The 22,756-nt window shown below is 69.5% G+C and carries 17 protein-coding genes; 6 read left to right on the plus strand and 11 right to left on the minus strand.

Annotated elements, in window-relative coordinates:
- Positions 1 to 54: 54 nt before the first annotated feature.
- Positions 55 to 1,314, plus strand: a complete 1,260-nt coding sequence (locus G6O69_RS05865) for a glycosyltransferase 87 family protein (protein WP_172302545.1) — start codon at positions 55 to 57, stop codon at positions 1,312 to 1,314.
- Here the strand turns inward: G6O69_RS05865 and G6O69_RS05870 are convergent.
- Together G6O69_RS05870 and G6O69_RS05875 are read right to left on the minus strand one after the other, a co-directional pair.
- Positions 1,303 to 1,581, minus strand: a complete 279-nt coding sequence (locus G6O69_RS05870; RefSeq protein WP_172302546.1) for a hypothetical protein — start codon at positions 1,579 to 1,581, stop codon at positions 1,303 to 1,305. The genes G6O69_RS05865 and G6O69_RS05870 overlap by 12 nt on opposite strands.
- A 57-nt stretch (positions 1,582 to 1,638) precedes the next feature.
- On the minus strand, positions 1,639 to 1,863 hold the full coding sequence (locus G6O69_RS05875; RefSeq protein WP_176396657.1) for a hypothetical protein: 225 nt from the start codon (positions 1,861 to 1,863) through the stop codon (positions 1,639 to 1,641).
- A 221-nt stretch (positions 1,864 to 2,084) separates the two neighbouring features.
- Here G6O69_RS05875 and G6O69_RS41485 point away from each other — a divergent pair, with 221 nt between their 5' ends.
- Entirely contained in the window at positions 2,085 to 4,295 is a 2,211-nt protein-coding gene (locus G6O69_RS41485) for a VWA domain-containing protein (RefSeq protein ID WP_172302547.1), read from the plus strand.
- Positions 4,296 to 4,781: 486 nt separating this feature from the next.
- Here G6O69_RS41485 and G6O69_RS41490 read toward each other — a convergent pair whose 3' ends face one another.
- The 6 genes from G6O69_RS41490 to G6O69_RS05910 form a co-directional block, all read right to left on the minus strand.
- The gene (locus G6O69_RS41490) at positions 4,782 to 5,396 is read right to left on the minus strand and encodes an RNA-binding protein (protein WP_346017008.1); all 615 of its coding nucleotides are present in this window, start codon (positions 5,394 to 5,396) and stop codon (positions 4,782 to 4,784) included.
- A gap of 101 nt (positions 5,397 to 5,497) precedes the next feature.
- Positions 5,498 to 6,397 (minus strand): HTTM domain-containing protein, encoded by a 900-nt coding sequence (locus G6O69_RS05890; protein ID WP_172302548.1) that lies wholly within the window; start codon positions 6,395 to 6,397, stop codon positions 5,498 to 5,500.
- Positions 6,394 to 6,978 carry a hypothetical protein gene (locus G6O69_RS05895; RefSeq protein WP_172302549.1) on the minus strand — a complete coding sequence of 195 codons (585 nt, stop codon included), beginning with the start codon at positions 6,976 to 6,978 and terminating at the stop codon, positions 6,394 to 6,396. Before G6O69_RS05895 ends, G6O69_RS05890 begins: the two co-directional genes overlap by 4 nt.
- Entirely contained in the window at positions 6,975 to 9,065 is a 2,091-nt protein-coding gene (locus G6O69_RS05900; protein ID WP_172302550.1) for an HTTM domain-containing protein, read from the minus strand. Before G6O69_RS05900 ends, G6O69_RS05895 begins: the two co-directional genes overlap by 4 nt.
- A gap of 91 nt (positions 9,066 to 9,156) precedes the next feature.
- Positions 9,157 to 12,354: a hypothetical protein gene (locus G6O69_RS05905; protein WP_172302551.1), complete on the minus strand. Its 3,198-nt coding sequence runs from the start codon at positions 12,352 to 12,354 to the stop codon at positions 9,157 to 9,159.
- 172 nt (positions 12,355 to 12,526) lie between these two features.
- Positions 12,527 to 13,063 carry a hypothetical protein gene (locus G6O69_RS05910; protein ID WP_176396658.1) on the minus strand — a complete coding sequence of 179 codons (537 nt, stop codon included), beginning with the start codon at positions 13,061 to 13,063 and terminating at the stop codon, positions 12,527 to 12,529.
- 78 nt (positions 13,064 to 13,141) lie between these two features.
- Between G6O69_RS05910 and G6O69_RS05915 the strand changes: the two genes are divergently transcribed.
- Both G6O69_RS05915 and queG read left to right on the plus strand, forming a co-directional pair.
- A complete protein-coding gene (locus G6O69_RS05915; RefSeq protein WP_176396659.1) occupies positions 13,142 to 15,316 on the plus strand; it encodes a C1 family peptidase in 2,175 nt (724 codons plus the stop codon).
- Positions 15,307 to 16,392: a tRNA epoxyqueuosine(34) reductase QueG gene (gene queG / locus G6O69_RS05920; protein WP_172302554.1), complete on the plus strand. Its 1,086-nt coding sequence runs from the start codon at positions 15,307 to 15,309 to the stop codon at positions 16,390 to 16,392. The genes G6O69_RS05915 and queG overlap by 10 nt, the downstream gene beginning before the upstream one ends.
- A gap of 109 nt (positions 16,393 to 16,501) precedes the next feature.
- Here queG and G6O69_RS05925 read toward each other — a convergent pair whose 3' ends face one another.
- The 3 genes from G6O69_RS05925 to G6O69_RS05935 form a co-directional block, all read right to left on the minus strand.
- Positions 16,502 to 18,184 (minus strand): VWA domain-containing protein, encoded by a 1,683-nt coding sequence (locus tag G6O69_RS05925; RefSeq protein ID WP_172302555.1) that lies wholly within the window; start codon positions 18,182 to 18,184, stop codon positions 16,502 to 16,504.
- A 107-nt stretch (positions 18,185 to 18,291) separates the two neighbouring features.
- On the minus strand, positions 18,292 to 19,338 hold the full coding sequence (locus G6O69_RS05930; RefSeq protein WP_172302556.1) for a cytochrome d ubiquinol oxidase subunit II: 1,047 nt from the start codon (positions 19,336 to 19,338) through the stop codon (positions 18,292 to 18,294).
- Positions 19,335 to 20,708, minus strand: coding sequence for a cytochrome ubiquinol oxidase subunit I (locus tag G6O69_RS05935; RefSeq protein WP_255215713.1), 1,374 nt, complete (start codon positions 20,706 to 20,708; stop codon positions 19,335 to 19,337). Before G6O69_RS05935 ends, G6O69_RS05930 begins: the two co-directional genes overlap by 4 nt.
- Positions 20,709 to 21,137: 429 nt before the next feature.
- Between G6O69_RS05935 and G6O69_RS05940 the strand changes: the two genes are divergently transcribed.
- Together G6O69_RS05940 and G6O69_RS05945 are read left to right on the plus strand one after the other, a co-directional pair.
- Positions 21,138 to 21,542, plus strand: a complete 405-nt coding sequence (locus G6O69_RS05940) for a CBS domain-containing protein (protein WP_172302557.1) — start codon at positions 21,138 to 21,140, stop codon at positions 21,540 to 21,542.
- A gap of 20 nt (positions 21,543 to 21,562) precedes the next feature.
- Positions 21,563 to 22,756, plus strand: a complete 1,194-nt coding sequence (locus G6O69_RS05945) for a protoglobin domain-containing protein (protein WP_172302558.1) — start codon at positions 21,563 to 21,565, stop codon at positions 22,754 to 22,756.

Here is a 22,756-nt window from a genome sequence, read left to right on the forward strand (position 1 = left end):
GATCGGTACCGCGACCACGCGCGCTCACCCGGCGCCGCCTGATAGCCTGGGCCCGTGTTCGCGGAGTACCTCAGGGACCTGTCCGACGTCGAGCCCATCCTGATCGTCCTCGTCGCGCTCGGTGTCTGGGCCCTGATCGTCGAGCTGCGCGACCCGACCACCCGCGGCGAGCGACGGATCCAGCCCACCCGCGACGAGGGCCCCCACGAGCGCGGCGCGACACTCATCCTGCTCCTGGGCCTGTGGGCCCTCGCTAGCACGGCCCTGGACCAGCTCGACGGCGTCACCTCGCTGCGCCCCTGGGACCTCGCCGTCTACACCCACGCCGCGCCCGCGCTGCTGGCCGGCTTCGATCCCTACGACGCCGCGGAGCTGGCCCGCGTGTCCGGCCAGCACGACCTGCTGAGCTGCTACTACCCGCCGTTGACCGTGGCCCTGTTCGCGCCGCTGGCCGCCATGGAGCTGGCCCGCGCGGGCCTGCTGGTGCTCGGCCTCAAGCTCGCGCTGCTGGCCGGCCTGGTCTGGGCGTGGACCCGTCGGCTCGGGCCTTGGGTCCCGCTGGTGACCGCGACGCTGTGGGCCTACGCGATCCAGATCGACCTCAACAGCGGCAACGTCTCGGTGTTCGAGCAGGCGCTGCTGTGGTCCGGCGTCGCCGCCCTGCTCGCGGGGCGGCGGCTCGCGTTCGCCGGGCTGATCGCGTGCGCGGCCGTGTTCAAGCTCGAGCTGATCAGCATGGCCGCGCTCGCGCTGGTCGTCGATCCGCGTCACGGCTGGCGGCCGCTGGTCCTCGCCCTCGCCGGCCTGTCGGCCTACCTGCTGCTCGGCCTCGCCCTGTTCCCCGGACCGAGCGAGAGCTGGTACGTCGCGGCCCAGGACGCCACCTTCAGCGAGGGAGGCTACAACGCCCCGTCACTCGCGGCCGCGCTGCTCCACCTCGGCGCGACGCCTGCCCTCGTGGTGCTGGCGGTGCTGATCGTGATCGCGGGCTCGATCGGGGTGCTGTGGCGCGCGCGCGAGCAGCCGGTGGTCACGCGGCTGATGTTCGCGATCCTGGCGCTGACCCTCACCTGGCCGCGGCTGAAGAACTACGGCTTCATCGTCCTGATCCCGCCCGCCGCGTGCACGATCACCTGGCTGTGGGGCCGAAGCGAGCGCTGGCCGGCCAAGCTGGCGATCGCCGGCCTGCTCGCGGCGCTGCTGCTGCTGCCCCGCGAGTTCGAGGCGCTCGGCCAGCAGAACTTCCTGCCGACGCTGCTGCTGGTGCTGCTGTGGATCGCCGGCGCGGCGACGCTGCTCGGGTCACGACGCTAGAAATGCTTCCACAGCCCCCGCGAGGAGAACGAGCGCGCCGCGGCCTGGCTCGAGCTCGCTCACGCCCGGCGAGCCGCCGGTCAGCTCGACGACGCGCGCGCGGCCGCGGACCGGGCCGTCGAGGCGGCGCGAGCCGGCGCCCACGCGGCGGCCGAGGCCGAGGCTATGCAGCTGCGCGCCGAGATCGACGAAGATCGAAAAGCCGAGGGCTAAAATGAGACGCCGATGGTCGCGTTGCCGGCTTCCTGCCCGCGCCTGTCGGCGCATTGGTTGTGCCCCTGATGACGGGGCAGGCTGAGATCCGCGGAGCGAGCGAAGAGCGGACTATTCCCCGCGGAAGGCCATCAGGAGCTGATTCCTCACGCTCGCGTCCACGTTCTTGTCACGGTAGCCGACCAGGGCAGGCTCGGCGGCGCTCCTCAGGCCGGTGTCCCGCCACTCGCTCCAGCTCCCTTGGGTCCCGGACGGCCGGTTGAAGCTGCTCGCCCAAATAATGTTTCCACTAATGCCACGGTGCACACAGTGCACCGTGCCAAAGAAATCGGTCAAGGTCGGCCCATTCCTGGTCTGCCCCGTTCCAATCTGTCGTGCGCTGTTCCAGCTGTGTCCATTGAACTCCGTCCACAGCAGTCGATCGTCGCGGTCCGTGCCATGGTAGGCACAGATGAGACTATCACCGTTTGATGCCAGCGCCGGGCCATGACCACGTCGGCCTCGAGCAACGAGCGAAATGTCCACCCCAACTTGGCTGCGCGTTCCACTACCCAAAGATGAGAGACGCGCCTCTGCTGACCAAGCGCCGCGCCCTGCAACTGGCCCTGCTCGCTGGCATCGCCGCTGCCTTCGTGTTCGGCGGCCGCGAGCAGCCTGCTCGCGCGGACGGAGACTGCCCCGAAGAGGCCAGCTGCTCCGTCCTCAGGCCCAATGTGGTGATCGTCCTCGACTACTCGACGTCGATGAACCTGCCCATGGGTCTGGACGATCAGACCCGCTGGGAGGCGAGCGAAAACGCGCTCGCCGAGCTGGTCGCAGCCGACAGCTACTTCAACGCCAACACCCGTCTGTCGTTGCTCCGCTTTGGCCACGACCCCGACCCCGACAGCCCGGGCACGAGCATCGCGGTCGACGACTCCGGGCTGATCGACGGCCAGGCCATCGACCTCGCCTGGGACGACGAGCAGGGCGTCTACCTCGACTGCCAGGGATCGGCGCTGATCCAGGCCCTGGCCGCCGCCGGGCCGCCGGCCGAGGGCGCCCTCGAGGGCATCGAGGGCTGGACCAAAGGCGCCCTCGATCGCGTCGCCGCACAGATCGCCCAGACCAAGGCCGACCACCCCGACGACGGCGACCAGCGGCCCTACGCGATCATCGTGCTCACCGACGGCGCGTGGACCAGCCCGGACGGCAGCGCCACCCTCTCACCCGCCGCGGAGGACCCGGGGATCACCGCGAGCGCACTCTTCGAGGAGCAGGGTGTCCCCAGCTTCGTGATCACCGTGGACGGAGACGCCCAGGCCCAGGCCGCCGCCGACAGCCTCGCCCTCGCCGGCGGGAGCGTGGCGGCGCTCCACACCGACACCCCCGCGAGCCTCGAGGCGGCCGTCGCCGAAGCGGGCGACGCGGCCTTCGCCGCCACCGGCGAGCCCGCCTGCGTCGCGACCACGCCGCGGGTCATGATCCTCCTCGACGCCTCGTCTTCGATGCTCAACATCGACGGCGGCGCCACGCCAGGTCCCCAGGGCGAGACGCTCTGGGACCAGGCCCGCGACGCCCTCGCCGGCGACAGCTCGATCATGGACGTCGAGCTCGCCGACGCGCTCAGGGCCGGCGAGGTCGCCTACTTTGGCCTCGCCGTGTTCGGTCACGGCCAGCCGGAGCCCGGCGAGCAGGAGCTGCTGGTCCAGTACAACCCCTGCATGATCGACAACTTCGCCTGGGCCCTGGATCCCCAGACCTCGTGCGCGCTCCCGGGCTGCGACGACCCCTGGGGCGGGCCACCGATCACCTGGACCTTCAAAGACGGCGCCCTCGAGGACCCGCCCGGCTTCGACGTCCAGACCCTCAGCCACATGCCCCGCTGTGAGGGCAGCAGCTTCTGCGCCGGCTCGGGCACCTACACCAACCTCGGCCTCGAGCTGATCGCCGCCAACCAGGCGCAATACCACCTCGACGGCCTCTCCCTGGGCGCCCTCCACCCGACCAGCGCCACCACCCCCTACCTCAACATCCTGATCACCGACGGCCTCTACGCCGGCTACGCCACCGACGCCCAGGTCCAGGCCCCGCTCGCGGCCATGTTCGACGCAGGCGTCGTCACCCGCGTGATCGGCTTTGGTGACGCCCTGGGCAACAGCGCGGCCATGCAGACCCTCGACGACATGGCCCAGTGGGGCTCCGGCGGCCAGTTTGGCCACATCCAGGCCAACAACCAAGCCGAGCTCGAGCAGGCCCTCGCGCAGCTCATGCTCGAGCTCGACTACGACCCCTGCTGCACCCTCGGTTGCTACGACGCCCCCGCCATGGGCACCTCCAACGACGACCCCGACCCCGTCCCCATGGACGACGCGGCCGAAGACGACAGCGACTCGAGCATCGGCCCAAGCACCGAGGACTCCGGCTCCAGCTCCAACTCCGACTCCGACTCCGACTCCGACTCCGAGGACACCAGCGACACCGAGACCAGCACGACCAGCGCCGACGCAGGCGACGAGCTCGACGCCGAAGACGAGCTCGGCTCCGCCGACGAGCTCGGCGATGGCGAGAGCGACACCGACCTCCCCCAAGACGACCAGGACGCCGAGGGCTGCACCTGCACCGCCACCCCCGCCCGCCGAGGACTCCCCCCGAGCCTGCTGCTCCTCCTCGCCCTCTACGCCCTAGGAGCCCGTGGTGGAACCCAGCGCGGCTCCTGGCGCCGGGATTTTCGTCGAGGGCGCGAAGCCAAAACGCCGCTGTACCGGGCGTACTGCAAGTTTTGGTGACAACGCACTCGGCGAAAAGATCAAGCGAGGTGTCGTGTTGGGTTTCACCACGGGCTCCTAGCTAGTGTGCGCGCCAGGGGACTTGAAGGGTCTCAGGCGCGCACACTAGCCCCCAAAAAACGCCTCCGCCCGAGGAGAAGGTCTCATCGATTTCAATGAGCACCCATCTCCCAGGGAAAGGCCCACCCATTCCAATGAGCACCCATCTCCCCCAGGGGAAGGCCTCACCCATCCCAATGAGCACCACCTCCCCCAGGGGAAGGCCCTAGACCCCCCTCCGGGGGGTCACTACGTGCTCACCGCCAACTACATACCCAGCCCATCCCCCTCGCAGAGGGGGCGTTCGTCCGCGGAGCGGGCGGACGTGCATGGCCCCAGTCGCTGACGCACCACGGGGGGCTAAAGCAGCCCCGGCGTTCGTCCGCGGAGCGGGCGGACGTGCATGGCCCCAGTCGCTGACGCACCACGGGGGGCTAAAGCAGCCCTCTAGTAGTCCCCGAAGTCCCCCCCACCCCCATGGTCGAAGCCATCCCCACCACCCCCGCGCCCTCCTCGGCCACCACGCCGACGCGAGCGCCCCTTCCCTTTCCCCTTCCGACCCCGACGATCATCACCACCACCTCCACCATCGCCACCACCTCGACCCCAATCATCAGCAAACTCGCGCGGAGGAAAGCCTCCTCCTCCTCCGCCACCACCTCGACCCCGGCCTCCACCACCGCCTCCGTCGAAGCTCCGGCCGCCGCCGCCGCCTCCTCCTCCTCCCCCGCCAGGACGCGGCCGGCCTCGGCCTCCACCGCGCTCTTTTTCTTGCGCCCGATCCACGCGGATCCGTCGCCCATCGACCTCCTGGCCATCGAGCTGGAGGGCCTTCTCTGCGCCTTCATCATCGGCGTAGGTCACGAACCCAAAACCACGAGAACGACCGGTCTCCCGGTCCAGGATGACCCGGGCATCTTCCAGGACTCCAAACTCGGCGAAGACCTCCTTGAGGCGCTGGTTATCCATCGCCCAAGGCAGTCCGCCGACAAACAGTTTCGTTGACATCTCTCTGAGCTTCTCGATCCGGGGGCCCTCGCCCCGTGCAACCAGGGTACCCATCGCCCGCAGGAGCGGCAACCATTGCGTGGGTACCAAGGCTCTCGGTGCCCTCGAACCCGAGATCTGGCCTGAATCGCAGCGTAGCCGCGCTGAAGGCAGTTTCAGGCCGCTCGGCCGATCAGCCGACGGAGCGTGTCCGCGTCCAGGAAGAGCACATAGAAGGCGACGACCGAGAGCGAAAAGAAACCCACGCGATACATCATCAGGCCGATCGCCAGGTGCATCGCCACGCCCCAGACAAAGGCCAGCGGTCGCAGCCTGCGTGATGCAAAGAGCAGCGGCGCGGCCAATTCGAAGGCCAGGGCCCCGTGCTGGAGGCCCGCCCAGATCCATGTTGGCAGCGCGCGGACCATCCAAGCCGCCAGGTCGGTCATGAACACACCTTGGACCTGTAGCGAGAGCACCTGTCCGCTCTCGAGCCAGTCGCCGCGCAGCTTGCAGATCCCCGCGCCGAGGTACTGCAAGATCAAGGTGATCTGGAGGATGCGGATCGGCCAGCGCGAGCGCAGCTCGAGCTGCTCCCCCGCGGCCTCGCGCGCTCGCTCGCCTCGCCCCTCGGGCTCCGACCCTACCCCAGCATCCGCGCTCGCCCAGGGCGCGAGCAGGAGCACGGCGTAGGCCGCCAGCGCGATCTTGTTCATGGAGAAGGCGGCGAGCCGATCCGCCGCGGTGACATAGAGCAGACCCAGGAAGATCGGCCAGCAAAACAGACGCGGGCGCAGGCCAGAGAGCACCGCGACCATGCTGCCAATGTAGATGACCAAGAACACCGGCACCGCGGCGGCGGGCAGCAAGGGGACGGGCAGCTGAAAGCCGCGCGAGGCCGCCGGGCTCACGTGATAGCCGGCCGCGGTCAGCCACTCCCCAGCATCGAGGGACCAAGCGACGGTGTAGACCAGCAGCGCGAAGGTCAGGGTCCAGCGAAAGGCCTGCAGGCGCAGGCCGCAGTCGGGCTCGAAGGCCCAGGCGAGCGCGGCCCGACCCCAGCGCGCCGGGCTCACGGCTTGCCCCCCTCGGCGGCGATGACCACCACCTCGCCGAGCTGGCGCATGGGCTGCGCGCCGAGCTCGCTGGGGGCCAGCTTGCGCCACCTCCCCGTTGGCGGGTGCTCGGGATCGATGTGGCGGTCAGTCCACAAGAAGCGCACCGCGACCACCCGCCCGCGCGCGCCCTCGCGCTCGTCCTCGCGGGCGGCGAGCCAGGTCGCGAGCTCGCGCCGGGCCGTGGCCCCAGCGCGCTCCTGGTAGCCGAAGCGCGCCATGAAGCGATCGAAGCGCGTCCGGTGACCAAAGGGCTCGAGCTCGAAGTAGGCGCCCTCGTCGACGTAGTGCCAGCCCCGCTCGCCCTCGCGGCGGACCTGGACATAGAACACGCTGATGCGCTCGGAAGCCTCGCCAAACAGGCAGCTGACGGCGTAGAGGTCACGGGCGTGGCGCGGCCAATTCGCAGGCGGCGCCCCCCGCCAGGCGCTGATGCCCACGGGCACCAGCCAGCCAAACACGAAGAGCGCCGCGAGCATCAGGTCGCGGGCGCGGGGCCGCCAGCGCGGATCACCGCCGGCCCTCGCGCCCACCTCGCTCATGCCTTCTGACACAGGAGCTTGAGCGCCAGCGCGCCGTTGAGCTTGCGGCCCACGAACACGAAGGGCATCTGCAGGACCAAGGCGATCAGCACGGTGACGATCAGCCGCAAGATCGGGTGCATGCTCAGCAGCGCACCGGCCTGGGTCATGCTGGCGACCACGGCGACGGCCGCCAGCAGCCCGCACGCGACCCACAGGCCCCACAGCCACCACAGGCCGGGGAGCATGGGCACGAGCTTGTCACCGGCGGCGCGGCCCTCGAAGACCTCTCCGCTGGGGCTGCGCAGGGTCAGCACGTCCTTGCAGTCGGCGTCGAGCTCGAAGTCCAGGCGCTTGCCCTCGTCCCAGCAGCGCAGCAGCGCGGCTCGGCGCACAGCGGCCTCGCTCCCGGCGTGGACGACGACCCAGGGGTCGGGCTGGACTCGATACCTGAGCCACTCGAGCGGCCCCGTCAGCTTGCGGACCAAGCGAGCGAAGCCACCCTCGGGCAGCGCCGGGCGCTCGCCCTCGCCGGGCTTGGCCGCGCGCCACAGCAGCACCCGCCACATCGCGTCGATGTCACGCCCCGAGAGCCACAGCGGGTACGAGGCGTACATGACCTGGACGAAGAGCCCCACGTTCATCGACAGGTCGATGCCCATGTGCAGCAAGAAGCCCATGGTCAGCCACACCCGCTTGCCCAGGAGCCAGTCGCGGACGAAGAGGTAGGCCCGCGGCGCCCACTTGCGCAGCGAGAGGATCACGACGGCCGTGACCGCGGGGATCACGATCGCGCCGGTCGCCGCCAGCGTCCGCAGCAGATCCTTGTTGGCCAGCCACGCCGGCCCCTTCTTGGGGATCTTGTAGTAGTAGAGCACCGAGAGGTCGGCCATGAACGCGCCGACCACGAAGAAGCCGATCACGCACAGCCAGCTGAGCCCGCGGATCGTCCATGAGACCGCGCCCTTGCCCGACTTGTCGGGCTCCTTCAGCCACAGGCGATCCGCGGCGATCAAGCCGGCGAGCAGCACCAGCGGCAGCGGCCGAGCCCACAGCGGCGCCGTCCACACGGCGAGCACCGAGCCGGCCAGGGCCAGGGCGTAGAGCGTCCAGCGCGGGACGGGGCCCTGCCAGGTGCCCGCGTCCTTGTCGCGGTCCCAGCCGCGCAAGAGCTCACCGAGGAAGATCAGCGGGAAGAGGATCTCCCACCAGTGGACCACCCAGGCCATCGTCCGCGTGATGTAGAGCTTGTGGCCCCACGCCGCGATCGAGTGCATCGGCATGCGGTAGAAGTGGTCGAGGTTGAGGGCGTAGTAGAGCGAAGAGCCGTTGGCCCAGGTCGTGCCGCTCTTGAGCAGGCCGGTCGCGCAGTAGATGCAGGCCAGCTGGAGCATGAAGAAGCGGATCGGCCAGGCGGCGATGCGCTTGTACTGGGGGATGCTCGTCGCCCCCCCGAGCACGGCCTTGCGCCGCCTTCGCCACGCGTCCACCGAGAAGGCCTGGCCCCAGTCGACGAAGATCGCCAGGTAGGCGCTGATCCGCACGACCGTGTCGCCGCCGCTGAAGTAGATCGGGTTGTAGGCGTAGATCTGGAGGACCAGCAGCCAGGTCAAGACGGTCGTCACCCGCGTCCAGATCCCCAGGGTCATCAGGCTCGCGGACAGCAAGAGCAGGCCGAAGACCGTGTAGGTGAAGGGCGGATCGCTGCGGATGAAGAGCACCGACCAGCGGTCGGTGAACACCATGAAGATGTCCCACCAGTGCTCGAAGCCGAACTCGGGGTCCCACAGCGTGCGGAACTTGCCCCCGTAGTTCTTGCGGGCCATCTCGGTCAGCAGCAGGCCCTGATCCGTGAACAGCCACTCCCCCTGGAGCACCAGCAGGTCGGCGAAGTTCCAGATGATGGTGATGCCCAGGGCGATGCGAGCCAGGGCCGCCGGGCGCGGGTCGATGCGATCGAACCACAGCCGCCGCCACAGCTCGGGGCGGAGGATGAAGAAGAGCAGGACCAAGGCGGCGGCGATCCACAGCGACTGCGTCGCCACGTCGATGTGCGCCGAGACGTCGATCTCTTTTTTCTTGGCCAGCGCCAACAACACCGGGCTCATAGGTGGCCTTTCGAGTCATGCATGGGACAGGAGATGCTTCGATTCGAGGTGACGGGCCCAGCGGGCCCGAGGGGAGCGAGACAGGCGAGGCTCATTTGCGCTTGCGCGTGCGGAATTTGGGTTTGTCGGCCTTGGCCGCGCCCTTCTTCTCGCCATCGCTCTCGTCTTGGTTCTTGTCGTCGTCGCGCTTTTTGCGGGGCTCACCGCCAAAGTCGGTGCGCTTCGCCCAGCTCTCGCGCGTGCTCTCGACCGAGCGCTCGAGGCGACGGGCCTCGGACTCGAGGCGATCCTCGTCGCGCTCGGTCAGCGGCCAGCCGCGACGCTGCTTCATGTCGGGCGCGACGTCGTCGGACTTGCAGGTGTAGGTCTCGACCACGTTGCGCTTGAGCTTGCGCTCGCGCGGATCCGAGGGGCCCTTCAGGCTCTCGGGCTTGGGGATGTTGGTCTTGAGGCGCAGGACCTTGACCTCCTTGGGCAGCTGCCCGTCGTGCTCGAAGGCCCACTTGCGGCAGTGATATTGGCCCCAGTACTTCAGGTACCACTTGCTCTTGCCGACCATCCGCCGGTGCATCTTGCGCTCGCGGTCGTTGTACCAAAACACCTTCGGGCGGTTGGTGTAGTGGTCCTTGCCGACCATGTAGGGCTCTTCGTCCTGGTCGACGACCACCGTGCGCATGAAGGTGTTCGAGCGCGGCGGGTTGGGCGAGAACATCTTCCAGCTCTGGGTCACGTTGAGCCCGCGGGCCCAACCGCCAAAGACCTTGGACACGTCGCCGCGCCAGGCCTGGGTGACCGAGTAGGTGGGGATGAACAGGGCCGTCACCGCGGAGAAGTGCCAGGCCATGAAGCCGAGCACGATCGTCCGCATCAGCGTGCCGGGGATCAGCGGCGGCGTCGCCAGGCCCGGCGCGGGCTCGCTCGCCCCGGACTCGGGCTTGCTCGCCCCGGACGCGGGCTTGCTCGCCTTGGCAGCCTCCGGCGCCTCCTCGACGGTCGCGTCCTCGTCCTCGCTCGCGGCCTCCCCGTCCGCGGTCGCGTCGCTGGCCGCGGCCTGATCAGGCTGACCAGGCTGACCAGGCTGACCAGGCTCGCCCGCGACGACCCGATCGAAGGGCCCGCGCTTGCGGAAGTGCGAGACCGCGGCGAAGCCCAAGACGGCGTAGGCCCACCACCAGGTGGCGTCGCCCAGCCCCTCGATGCGCTCGCGCTTGGCCACGGCCTCGAGCTTGCGCGCCTCCCGGGCAGAGGCCGCGTCCTCGGGGCTCTGCTCGACCCCCACCTCGCCGTGCTCGGCCTCCATGTCGGCCTCGGTCTTGGCCTCGAGGCCGCGCAGGCCCATGAGCGCGAACAAGACCACGCCCAGGGCCAGGACCAGGGCGTCGGGGATGCGAGCGCCACGCTCCTGCGCGTCGCTGGCGACCTCGGCGAGGGTGGCCTTGCGGGTGATCAGCAAGAAGGGCGCGGCGAGCAGCCGCCAGGGGTCGAGCCACCACGGCCCAGCGCCGTCGCGACGCCAGGTCTGCGCGGTGGTCTCGAGCACCGAGTCGTCCTCGGCGAGGGCCGCGTCGCACCACTTGGGCGCGAGCCAGCGCGTGGCCTTCCAGCGCCGCAGCTGCACGGCGAACCACCTGAAGATCTTCAGGAAGGACCCCGCCTCGAAGTAGGCCACGTAGATCCACATCATGATCAGCGGGAACATCCCGATGTTCATGAACACGAACAAAATCCCGTGGAAGATGACCCCGAGGGTCAGCCACAGGCGCCGGCCAAACAGCCAGTTGCGCATGAACTGCTGACCGATGACGAAGTGCTCCTCCTCGCTGCCGGTGATCTTGCGCAGGCGCAGGGGCTTTTTGATCTTCAGCTGCCAGCGCCCGAGCACGAACCACAGCGCGACCAGGCCCGGGAGGACCGCGGCGAACACGATGTGGACCGCGCGCAGCCCCGCGTCGGCGGGGGTCGGGCTCTTGTCGGCCTGGAGGGCCAGGCACCAGGGCAGGGCGATGACCGCCAGGCGCCAGGCCGCCAGCCACACGCCGATCAAGCTCAGGCGACCCAGCCACTTGCGCCACCAGACGTTCTGGGCCTGGTACCACGGCTCGTTCTCGTAGCGCAGGCCCCAGCCGAGGATCAGGCCGACGCCGATCAGCGGGAAGAGCTTCTCCCACCACAGCGTCACCCAGCTCATCAGCTTGAACATGTTGGTTCCGAACCAAAAGCTCACCACCTGGGTGAAGCCCTCGAATCGGTAGAAGTGATCCATGTTCAGCGCGTAGTAGAGCGCGTCGCCGCGCTGCCACACCGGGCCGGTCTTCCACAGACCCGTGGCGCAGTAGATGATCATCAGCTGGATGATGAACAGGTAGCGCGGCCACGCGGGGATCAGCTGGAAGCGGACCGGATCGTGGATCTCGAGGCTGCCGGCGTCCATGGCCGACTTGCGCCGGCGCAGCTCGAACACCCCGACCAGCGCCGAGAACGACAGCCCGAGGATCGTCACCCCGAGCACGTGCTTGTTGGTGAAGCCCGTGTGCGCGCAAAACCACAGCCCGGCGGCGCAGCCGGTCAGCCAGTGCCCGGCGCGGTCCAGGAAGTGGCGCCAGTCATAGGCGACCGTGCCCGCGCGCAGCTGCTCCACCAGCCGCCGCTCTCGCCGCTGGCGCAGCCAGTTGTCGACGGACCAGGCCTCGTCGGTGCGCGCGAAGATCGTGTACAGCCACAGGCAGCGGAACACCGTGTCGTGGCCCTCGAGGTAGACCGAGTTTCGGTTGTAGATGCTGTTGATCATGATCAGCAGCACCACCGAGAGCACCCGCGAGCGGAAGCCCACGGTGAACAGCACGAGCAGCACGAAGAGCGCGGCCAGGTAGGCCCACACGAACTCGGGGTTGCTGTCGAAGAAGAGCAGCGAATACTTGCCCCAGAAGAACTTGAGCACCGCCCAGCCGTCGAGGAAGCCGTCGACCTCGGTCCAGCCCGAGAGCGCCGCCCGACCCAGGCGCGAGCGCGCCTCGTCGTCGGTGAACATGCCCTCGTCGGTCCACAGCATCCGCCAGTGGAGCAGCAGGTTCCAGAAGTTCTGGATGGTCATCACCCCGAGGCCGATGCGCCACAGGGCGAACAAGCGCGGGTCTTCGCGGGCAAAGATCGCGCGGCGGAAGGACTCTGCGCGAGTCCAGGTCCACAGCACCATCAGGGCGACGATGAGCAGCGCCAGCCATCCAACGTCGAGCTGGAGGTCGAGGGGCGCCTTGGGGTACTCGGCTTTGGCGAGTAGTGCGAGCAACATGTGAAGCTTTCTGATCTGAGGTCGGCGCCGTGTTCGGCGGACGCCCTCAGGGTACGAACACGCTACTTAGCACGCAGGTTTGGCGACCGCGGCGCAAGAAGTGCCGGCGTTTGGGGGTTGCGCGAGACGACTCACGGCGTCTCGGTCACAGTCCACGCAGCCGAGGGAGGACTCACGCTTTTTGGCGACGGCGGCGTCGCGCGAGGCCACCGAGGCCACCGAGGCCAAAGGAGATCAGCGCGAGCAAAGCGGGCGAGCCAGCCCCATGCTCGTCGGCTGCGAGCTGGCAGCGGCTCGAGGACTCCGGGGGCTGCTTGTCACCATCGCTCACCTTCGTGCCATGACCCGGGCCAGGACCGCCTTCCCCAGCGCCGTTTTGACCACCGTCCCCGCCGAGCTTCGGCGGCTGTCCGGGGCCTTCCTTGCAAACCACGCAGGGCTCCTCGACCGCGCGCGGGGGAGATCCCTGGGAGTAGTCGAGGCGGCTGCAGGTCCCCTGGGTGCAGGCCCCCGGCGTGCCGAGGGCCGAGGTGCAGGGGTCACCGACTCGCTTGTCGAGGCAAGCTTGCTCCTCGGGGCCCCGATCCGAGCTCGCGTCGCCGCCGCCCACGCTCGGGGGGGCGGCCTCGGCCACGCCGGCGATGAGCAGCACGCAGCCCAGCGCGCAAGGGGTCAGGAGCGACGAAAGAAGCGAGAACCTGGAGTGCATGGCGAGACCGAACGAGCGCGTTCGCCCATACGCTAACTCAGCCGCCCGCGTCGAACAAAATGTCCCGCCACCTCGTCTGTGGGCCCTGTAGAGTCTCGCCATGTCCGCGCCCTGGACTTCCCCCGCCACCGTCGCCCTCCTCGCCCTGTCCCTGGGCCTGATGTTCTCCCCCCGGCTCGGACCTCGCCGGGCTCCAAGAGCCGCGCGCCGACCCGCACGAGCTCGAGCAAGACCAGCCCCAAGACCAGCGCGAGCAAGTCGAGCAGCGCCAAGCCCAAGCGCGTGCAGCCCAAGTCCGGCAAGCCGCCGGCGCCCAAACAGCAGTTCAAGGCCAGGGCCAAGTCCAAGCCCAAGCGCGTGCTCAGCCGCCCCCAGCCCAAGCCGCCCCGGGTGCTGAGCAAGACCAGCACCTACACCACCCGCGAGAACAAGGCGCCGCGGGCGGTCAAGAAGGAGCTCACCTCCCTGCGCAAGCAGGTCTCCAAGAAGAAGTACGGCTTCACCGTCGGCTACACCGCGGCCATGGACAAGCCGGTGCGCCAGCTCGCCGGTCTCGACCTCCCCGCCAAGCCCCTGGCCAACGCCGCCCAGCAGGACGCCAAGGCCAAGCGCGTGCTCAAGGGCCGCAACCTCATGGTCCGCAACCTCGCCCGGGCCACGGCCGCGACCAGGTCCAGCAAGCGCGCCAAGCCCAGCGGGCTCGGGGCCCCGGTCGGCGCCTCGGGCTCGGGCGACACGCCCGCGGCCCTCGGCAACGCCGACTTCGACGACATCTGCTCCCCGAGCGCCGACGCCTTCAGCTGGCAGCCCCAGCTGGGCTCGATCCGCAACCAGGACACCTGCGGCAGCTGCTGGGCCTTCGCCGCCGTGGGCGTGCTCGAGGGCAGCAACGCGATCATCAACGGCGGCTCGTCCGATCTCTCGGAGCAGCACGCCCTCGACTGCTCCGGCGGCGGCAACTGCTCCGGCGGCTGGTACGCCCCGATCTTCGACTGGCTCGGCGGCGGCAAAGATGGGCTCCAGACCGAGGCCAAGGTCCCCTACAAGGGCTCGGCCAAGACCTGCTCGAACAGCGGCTCGACCCCCTACGAGGTCGAGGCCTGGTCCTACGTCGATCCTTACAGCGCCCAGCCCTCCGTCGACGAGCTCAAGGCCGCGATGTGCAAGTACGGGCCGCTGACCGCGGCCGTGGCCGCGACCCCGGCCTTCATCGCCTACGCCGGCGGCACCTTCGACGAGAAGTCCACGACCCAGGTCAACCACGCCGTCGCGCTGATCGGCTGGGACGACGCCCGCGGGGCCTGGCTGCTGCGCAACTCCTGGGGCAGCAACTGGGGCGAGTCCGGGCACATGTGGATCGAGTACGACAGCAACAGCGTCGGCGCCTACGCGGCCTGGGCGATGGTCGCCCAAAACGAGGACGCCCAGGGCAGCAGCGATCAGAGCGCCAAGCTCCAGACCTTCAGCGAGCGCAACTTGCGGGTGACCAACGACAGCGGCCAAAACGTGGCCCTCGACGTCCAGTGGTACACCAAGCGCGACGGCAAGTGGCAGTGGCTCCCGGGCACCCCCGGCAAGTCGAGCAAGACCGCCGACTACACCCTGGCCAAGGGCAAGGCGCTCAACCTCGACGACCCCACCCACGAGCCCTTCATGCTCCAGGCTCAAAAGGTCCGGGTGTGGGCCAAGTCGACCAGCGGCAGCGCCGAGTCCTGGGACTACTGGCAGTCGCAGGACCTCGAGCTCGCGCCCAAGAGCTACGAGGCCGCGGAGATCGACGTCTTCGAGCTGACCTTGCTGCCCGGGGGCAGCGACTCGGCCGGCGGCGGCCCCGAGCCCAAGGACTCGAGCGAGCTCTTCGACGAGGCCTACGCGCTCTACACCGCCGGCAAGTACGAGGACGCCCGGGCGGCCTTCGCGACCTGGAAGAGCCTCAACCCCGACGACGCCTACGTGCCCTACTCGCTGTTCTTCATGGGCGTGGCCGAGCACGAGCTCGGCAACTACTGGGAGGCCCTGAGCTACTTCGCCGAGTTCGCCGACAGCTACTGGGAGCACGACTGGATCGCCTACATCTACTACTGGGCGGGCTCGGCCTACGTCGGCCTGGGTGACTGCGGCTACGCCGTGCAGCTCTTCGAGGCCGTCGTCCACGGTGACCTCGGGGCGCCCTCCGAGTGGGTCAAGGCCGCCGAGTCGACGATCAGCTGGCTCAACCAAGACGACGGCTCGGTCTGCACGTCTTGGGACTGAGCGCCGCCCACATCCTCGACGAGGCCGCGCTCGCGGCCCTCGCCGCCGAGGCCGAGCGAGACCTGGGCCTGCTCCGCCTCGGCGCCGTCGACCTCGAGCACCCCGGCTTCGCCCCGGCGCGCGCGGCCCTCGAGCGCTACCTCGAGCGCGGCTTCGAGGGCGAGATGGGCTTCATGCGGCGGACCGCCGCGGTCCGCAAAGACCCGGCGCAGATGCTCCCCGGCGCGCGCTCGGCCCTGGTCGCCGTGGTCCCCTACGCCGGCGAGGCCGGGCCGATCGCCCGCTACGCCCAGTCGGCCGACTACCACACCGAGCTCCACCGCCGCCTCGAGGCCCTCGCCGCCCGGCTCGCGACCCGGCTGCCCGGCGTGTCCTCGCTGATCTGCGTCGACACCAAGCCGCTGCTCGAGCGCAGCGCGGCGGTCCTCGCCGGGCTCGGCTTCTTGGGCAAGAACGGCTGCCTGATCGTCCCGGGCCTGGGCAGCTACGTGCTCATCGGCGCGCTGCTGACCACCGCGATCTGGGCCGGCCCAGACCTCGCCGACAGCCACGCGACCCACGGCCAGCCGTGGTCGGCCTGCGGCAGCTGCCGGCTGTGCCTCGACGCCTGCCCCACCCAGGCCTTCGACGCCCCCGGCGACCTCGACCCGCGGCGCTGCGTCGCCTACCTGACCATCGAGCACCGCGGGACGATCCCCGAGGCCCTCGCCGCGGCCATGGGCGAGCGCGTCGCCGGCTGCGACCTGTGCCAGGAGGTCTGCCCCTACAACCGCTCCGAGACCCGCCCCGCGCGGGTGCCCGCCAACGCTTGGCTGCCCCCGCCCCCGGGTCGCCCGCGCACGCCCGAGCTCCCGCGCCTGGCGGTGATCGGCAACAACCAGCACCGTCAGTTCGTCAAACAGACCGCGCTCAACCGCATCCCTCGCAGGGCCCTGCGCCGCAACGCGCTCCTGGCCATGGGCAACGGACGCGGCCCGCTGAGCGCCGAGGCCAGCGCGGCCCTCGAGCGGGCGGTCGAGGATCCAGACCCGGAGCTCGCGGCCCTGGCTCGCCGCGCTCGCGCGCGCCGCAAATAAAAATGGAGGGCGACGCGGCCCCCCAGCCACGCCGCCCTCCAACCACACGCGAGGACGATCGGAAAGAAATCATGTCGGGCGCGGGCCGAGGCGCCGCGCCCTCCCCGAGTCAGGGGTTGAGCGCCGCGAGCACCGAGGCGATCTCGAGCAGGTCGGCGTCGGTCGGCATGGCCGCCTGCGCCGGGGCGATGGCCGCGAAGGCCGGCGCCAGCGCGGCGCTCTTTTGCGTGTCGCTGTAGGCGCTCTTGTAGGCCTGCATCGACTCGGCGTAGGCGAGCACCGCCGCGCCCTTGAGCAGCAGCGCCTGGTCCATGCCCGTGAGCTCGTCGATGCTCCACGCCTCGGACAGCTCCTTGGTCTCGAACGTCCAGGGGTCCTCCCAGGTCACCTTGACCGCGATCGAGGCGTCGGGCCCGGCGAGGTCCGGGGCGCAGGTCTCGACCTGCTGATGGAAGACCATGGCGTCGTTGGGCGCGAGGTGCTGGGGCTCGATCTCCTTGGGATCCCCGCTGAACTCCTCGCCGCTGAACTTCACGATCTCGAATCCCGGCGGCATGCTCAGCTCGACCTGGACGTTGCGCGCGGCGATCGCCATGGTCGACTCGAAGTCGTCGCCGAAGACCTTCCAGACCTCCTCTTCGCTGGCCATGAACACCGAGGCGCCCTTGCCCGCGTCGGTGACCGTGTCCATGAGCTCGTCGTTGTAGCTCGAGTTCTCGTCGACGCCGACGCCGACCAGGTAGATGCCGTCGGAGCCGCCGAAGGCGGCGTTCTCGGCGATCAGCTCGATATCGGTGATGCCCGCGTTCGCGCCACCGTCGGAGATCAGCACCAGGCGGTTGAGGGCGTCGGACTCGTAGACCGACTGGGCCAGGTTGTAGCCCGACTCGAGCCCGCCGTAGAGGTCGGTCCCGCCGCCGTGGACGATCTCTTCGACCTTCTCGAGCAACAAGGGATCGTTGGGGCCGTCGACGGCGTAGCCGGCCAGGGTCCACGAGTCTTCGATGTTCCACTCGACCATCGAGACCGTGTCGCCCTCCTTGAGCTGGGCGGCGATCGCCCGGCAGGTCTCGCGCAGCAGCTCGATCGGCTCGCCGCCCATGGACCCCGAGGTGTCGAGCACCAAGGTCACGTTCATCGGCGGGCGCTCCTCGGGGGTCATGACCTCGGAGCTCACGCCGATCTGCATGCGCCAGCGCGCCTCCTCGCCCTCGACCGGGGCCATGGCCGAGTAGAGCGCGAGCTCGCCGTCGCCCGCCGGCTCGTACTCGAAGCCGTAGTAGTTCATGAACTCCCAGGTGCGGATCGGGATGCCCGTGAGCGTGCTGCCGCCCTCGTTGAGCACGCGCTCGCGCAGCTGCACCGGCGAGGACATGGAGTTGCTGTCGTCGGGGGACAGGTAGAGGACCACGTCGCTGTCCTCGTCGCACTCCGGATCCCCGGTGTCGGTCTCCGTGTCGGTGTCGGTCTCCTCCGCCTGGTCGTCGGAGCTGTCCTCGCCGTAGTCGTCGCCGGTATCGTCGCCGTAGCCCTCATCAGCGCCGCCGTCCGTGGACCCGGTGCTCTCCTCGCCCCAGTCGTCTCCCCCCGACGAGCCGTCGGTCCCGCCGCCCTCGTCTTCCTCGCCGTAGCCGCCCGACTCTCCGCCCTCTTCTTGGGCGCCGGTGTTGCCGAGGTCATCGCCCCCGCTGTCGTCGGCCCCGCTGTCGTCGGCGAAGCAGCCGGTCAGGCCCGCGCCGAGAAGAGGCAGGCACAAGGCGAGGAGGGTGTGCTGAAGCTGAAGTCGGTTCATGTCAACGCTCTCGGGGAACAACTCCTAGGTATCCCCGAGGCCGCGACTCGATCATGTCGGCGAAAAATTTCCTCCCGCGCAATTTCGCGCGGCGTCGTGCGTGGCCCTCAGCGCGGCGCAGTGACCACTTTGGGCGACTTGAAGATGCGAAACAGCCAGAACAGCGCCGGCGCGAAGATCACGGATCCACCCAGGAGCACCCAGGGCAGGGAGGCCAGCACGGCCGGCTCGGCGCCGGCGTCTGCGATGTGCATGTCGGGCAGGATCAGGTGGCCGTTCATCGCCAGGCCCCAGCCCAGGACCACCAGGCCGACCTGAGTCATGGCCAGGACCCGCGCGGCCCGGAGGCGCCCACGGACGAGGGCGATCATCACCCCGGCGGCGCTCAGGGCCGTGAGCACCTGCGCAGGGATCGACCAGCTCGCGTGGAGCAGGCCGTCGAAGAGCGCCCTATCCTCGGCCGTCGCCGCGATGACCAGGACCAGGGCCGCGAGGGCCCCCGCGACGACCTCGGTGATCAGCGCCCGGCGACGAAAGCCGTCGCGCAGCGCCTCGTCGCCAGCGACCTCGGCCTCGCGGGCGAGGTAGACGGCGGCGAGCAGCGCGAACAGGGCCAGCGTGAACACGCCCACGGCCCAGGCCAGCGCTGAGGTCCAGCCGGCGAGGAAGCCCGACTCGACCCGCACCCCGCCCTCGGGCTCGAGGGTGAGCGCGAGCTGACCCGAAGACAGCGCGGCCAGGATCGTGCCCAGGAAGATCGGGGTCAGGGTGCTGGCCCAGGCGAAGATCCGGCCCCAGCGCGCGCGCCGGTCGTCGGGCTGGAGACCGTAGGCCCGAAACACGAAGGCCGAGCCGCGCAGGACCACGCCGAAGAGCGCGAGCAGGATCGGGATGTGCAGCGCCGTCGACACCGCCGCGAAGGCCCGCGGGAACACGGTGAAGAGCACCACGACCACGAAGATCATCCAGATGTGGTTGACCTCCCAGATCGGGGCGATGGCCTCGGCGATCAAGGCCCGCTGGCGCTCGCGGCGATCCGCGGGGCTCAGGCCGGCGAGCAGGTCCCACAGGCCGCCGCCAAAGTCCGCCCCAGCCGTGAGCGCGTAGGCGATCACCGCGACCCCGAGCAGCGCAAAGACCATCTGCTCGGTCACGACGCCACCGCCTTCGACCCGGGCTCGGGCTCGGGCTTGGGCTTGGTCGAGCCCGGCGCGGGCGCGGTGCTGGCCATGACATGGTTGCGCAGGAGCACGAGCACCACCACGCCGAGCACGGCGTAGAGCAGGCTGAAGGCGATCAGCGGCACGCTCAGCTGGGGCATCGGCGTGACCGCGTCGGCGGTCTTCATGACCCCCTGGATGATCCACGGCTGCCGTCCGACCTCGGTGACGACCCAGCCCGCCTCGATCGCGACCAGGCCCAGCGGCCCCGCGAGCACGCTCAGGCTCAAGAACAAGCGCGAGCGCCAGGGCGCGCGCTCGGGCTGCTTGCGCGCCCGCCACCACATCAGCCCGCCGAAGCCCACCAGGCCGAGCATCGCAAAGCCGCAGCCCACCATGATCTGAAACGCGACGTGGACCACGGCGACCGGCGGCCACAGCTCGCGCGGGGTCTGATCCAGGCCCTGGACCTCGGCGTCGAAGTCGGCGAAGGCCAAGAAGCTCAGCCCGCCGGGGATCTCCACGGCCGCGCGCAGCTCCATGGCCTCCTCGTCGGGCAGGCCGCCGATCGCCAGGGGCGCCCGCTTCTGGGTCACGAACAGCGACTCGGCGGCGGCCAGCTTGGTCGGCTGGTGCGCGGCGACGTGCTTGGCCGAGAGGTCTCCGCTGACGATCTGCGCAGGCACGGCGACCACCGCCAGGGCCAGGGCCAGGCGAAAGGCCGTGCGGTGCAGGGCATGGTTGGGGTTGCGGCGCAGCGCCCAGCCGTGGATCCCCAGGGCGGCCACGGCCACCGCCGCGTAGGCGGCCAGGGCCATGTGCAGGGCCTGGGAGAAGAACGCCCCGTTGAACATCGCCTCCCACGGACGGATCTCCGTGAACTGGCCGTCGACCAGGGTGAAGCCCGCCGGCTCGTTCATCCACGCGTTGACGGCGGTCACGAAGACCGCCGAGAGCAACCCGCAGGCGGCCACGCCCCAGCCCGTGGCCAGGTGGACCTTGGCCGGCAGCTTGTCCCAGCCGTAGAGATAGAGGCCCAAGAAGATCGCCTCGAGGAAGAAGGCGAAGCCCTCGAGCGAGAAGGGCATGCCAACCAGCGGCCCGGCGTGGCGCATGAACTCCGGCCACAGCAGCCCGAGCTCGAAGCTGAGCACCGTGCCCGAGACCGCCCCGACGGCGAACAAGATCGCCGTGCCCTTGGCCCAGCGCTTGGCGAGCTCGAGGGCCTCGGGCTCCCCCGTCCGCAGGTAGCGACCCTCGGCCAGGGACATCAGCACGGGCATGGCCATGCCGGCGATGGCGAATAGGATGTGGAAGGCCAGGGAGATGGCCATCTGACTGCGGGCGGCGAATAGGTCGGACATGTCCCGAAGCTCCTCGTCGGCACTGGGGCTCTATCACCCTTCGTGAGCCCGACAACGCAGGCCAGCGCACGTCGGACAGCAAGATTTTCTGTTGGAACGCGTCGCGACCTCGGCCGCCTGACCATTGTCGCCACTGAACCGGGTTAGGGCGAGGACAGAGCGCCACGTCCACGGCTGTTGCAACACCGCGGCTCGAGGCCACGCTCGGATTCGAAGCAGGCAGCGCGCCCCCGGCTTGGTTCCGCAGCACGCGCGCCCCCGGAGGCCACGAAACCGCGTCATGGCTCTAACCTGACCTTGATTCGATCTACGCGAGGATTCGACACTCGAAGCCTCTCGTGACTGGGTGTTTTTGGGATCCCGAACCCAAAAAAGTCAGGCAAATCTTGCAGATGCAACCCGCTGGCCTTCCCACTATGGTGGTCGGCAATGAGCACATCTCAGCAGCGAGTCGGCGAGTGGATGACGGGCCAGCCCCACACCATCGGCGACGACCAGAGTCTGGCCGAGGCGCGCGAGCGCATGCACCACTGGCAGGTCCGCCATCTCCCCGTGCTCCACGGCGGCCACCTCGTCGGGATCGTCAGCGACCGCGACATCGCGCTCGTCGAGTCCATCCCGAGCGTCGACATCGCCAGCGTCCGCGTCGAGGAGGCCATGACCCAAGAGCCGTGGACCGTCGGCGCCGGCGCGAGCTTGCGCGAGGTCGCCACGCACATGGCCGAGCAGCGCATCGGCACGGCGATCATCGTCGCTGACGACAACGAGGACAGCGTTGTCGGTGTGTTCACCACGACTGACGCGCTGCGGGCGCTAGCCCAGCTCTGCGCCTGAACGGTGCCATGCAACACCCCATGTCAAACAAGGCCGCCCTCGACGCCGACTTGTCTGGCTTCTTCTCCGAGATCGCGGACTACGTGGGCTTCGGCCCCGAGGACGCGGCCTCGCTGCGGCGCTTCCTCCCCCTCGCCGAGCCACACTTTCAGCGCATCGCCGAGCACTTCTACGAGTGCATCGTCGCCCACCCCGGCGCACACGAGGCGATCACCGGCGGCGAGGCCCAGATCGAGCGTCTCAAGCAGACGCTGATCGAGTGGATGCGCTCCGGCCTCGAGGGGCCCCACGACGACGAGTTTTGCCAGCGGCGCGCTCGCATCGGCCACGTCCACGTGCGCATCGGCCTGCCCCAGCGCTACATGGTCACGGCGATCAACGTCATGCGCCTGGACTTCCGCGAGGTCGTCCACGACCTCGGCGACGCCTACAGCGTCGCCGAGGTGCGCGAGCTCAACGCGGCCATCGACCGGCTCTTCGATCTCGAGCTGGCGATCATGCTCGAGACCTACAAGATCGAGACCGACGAGCGCCTGCGCCGACGCGAGCGCCTCGCGACCATCGGCCAGCTCGCCGCGAGCATCGGCCACGACCTGCGCAACCCGCTGAGCGTGATGGAGTCCTCGCTCTACATCCTGCGCCGGCGCACCCAAGAAGACCCCCGCGCCGCCAAGCACATCGAGAAGATCGCCCACCAGATCGACGAGTGCGACGCGATCATCACCCACCTCCTGGAGATGGCCCGCAACCAGTCCCCGCGGCGGGACAATATCTCGGCGCGCGAGCTGCTCGAGGCCGCGCTCGAGGCCGCGGCGGTCCCCGGGCGGATCGCCGTCGAGGTCCACGGATTCGACGACTTGACCTTGTGGGTGGACACCGCGCTGCTCAAGCAGGCGCTGATCAACTTGCTGATCAACGCGGTTCAGGCGCAGCGCAACGGCTCGGGTGAGATCAGCCTGCGCCTGGAGCACGAAGACCAGAAGGTCAAGATCTCCGTGCTCGACCGCGGCGCGGGCTTCGATCCGGACACTTTGCCTCTCATCTTCGAGCCGCTCGTCACGACCAAGGCCACCGGCACGGGTCTGGGCCTGGCCCTAGTCAAGAGCGTGGCCGAGCGCCACGGAGGCAGCGTCCGCGCGGCCAATCGCGCCGACGGTGGCGCGATGGTAGAAATACACCTGCCGGAGGCCGTGCCTCCCAGCCAGCCGCATTGA

Source organism: Pseudenhygromyxa sp. WMMC2535 (genome assembly GCF_011083025.2).

Coding starts and splice junctions, on each gene's coding strand:
- G6O69_RS05870 (WP_172302546.1), bottom strand. CDS start 1,581: ATGCGCCGACAGGCGCGGGCAGGAAGCCGGCAACGCGACCATCGGCGT.
- G6O69_RS41485 (WP_172302547.1), top strand. CDS start 2,085: ATGAGAGACGCGCCTCTGCTGACCAAGCGCCGCGCCCTGCAACTGGCC.
- G6O69_RS41490 (WP_346017008.1), bottom strand. CDS start 5,396: ATGGGTACCCTGGTTGCACGGGGCGAGGGCCCCCGGATCGAGAAGCTC.
- G6O69_RS05895 (WP_172302549.1), bottom strand. CDS start 6,978: ATGAGCGAGGTGGGCGCGAGGGCCGGCGGTGATCCGCGCTGGCGGCCC.
- G6O69_RS05900 (WP_172302550.1), bottom strand. CDS start 9,065: ATGAGCCCGGTGTTGTTGGCGCTGGCCAAGAAAAAAGAGATCGACGTC.
- G6O69_RS05905 (WP_172302551.1), bottom strand. CDS start 12,354: ATGTTGCTCGCACTACTCGCCAAAGCCGAGTACCCCAAGGCGCCCCTC.
- G6O69_RS05910 (WP_176396658.1), bottom strand. CDS start 13,063: ATGCACTCCAGGTTCTCGCTTCTTTCGTCGCTCCTGACCCCTTGCGCG.
- G6O69_RS05925 (WP_172302555.1), bottom strand. CDS start 18,184: ATGAACCGACTTCAGCTTCAGCACACCCTCCTCGCCTTGTGCCTGCCT.
- G6O69_RS05935 (WP_255215713.1), bottom strand. CDS start 20,708: ATGTCCGACCTATTCGCCGCCCGCAGTCAGATGGCCATCTCCCTGGCC.
- G6O69_RS05940 (WP_172302557.1), top strand. CDS start 21,138: ATGAGCACATCTCAGCAGCGAGTCGGCGAGTGGATGACGGGCCAGCCC.
- G6O69_RS05945 (WP_172302558.1), top strand. CDS start 21,563: ATGTCAAACAAGGCCGCCCTCGACGCCGACTTGTCTGGCTTCTTCTCC.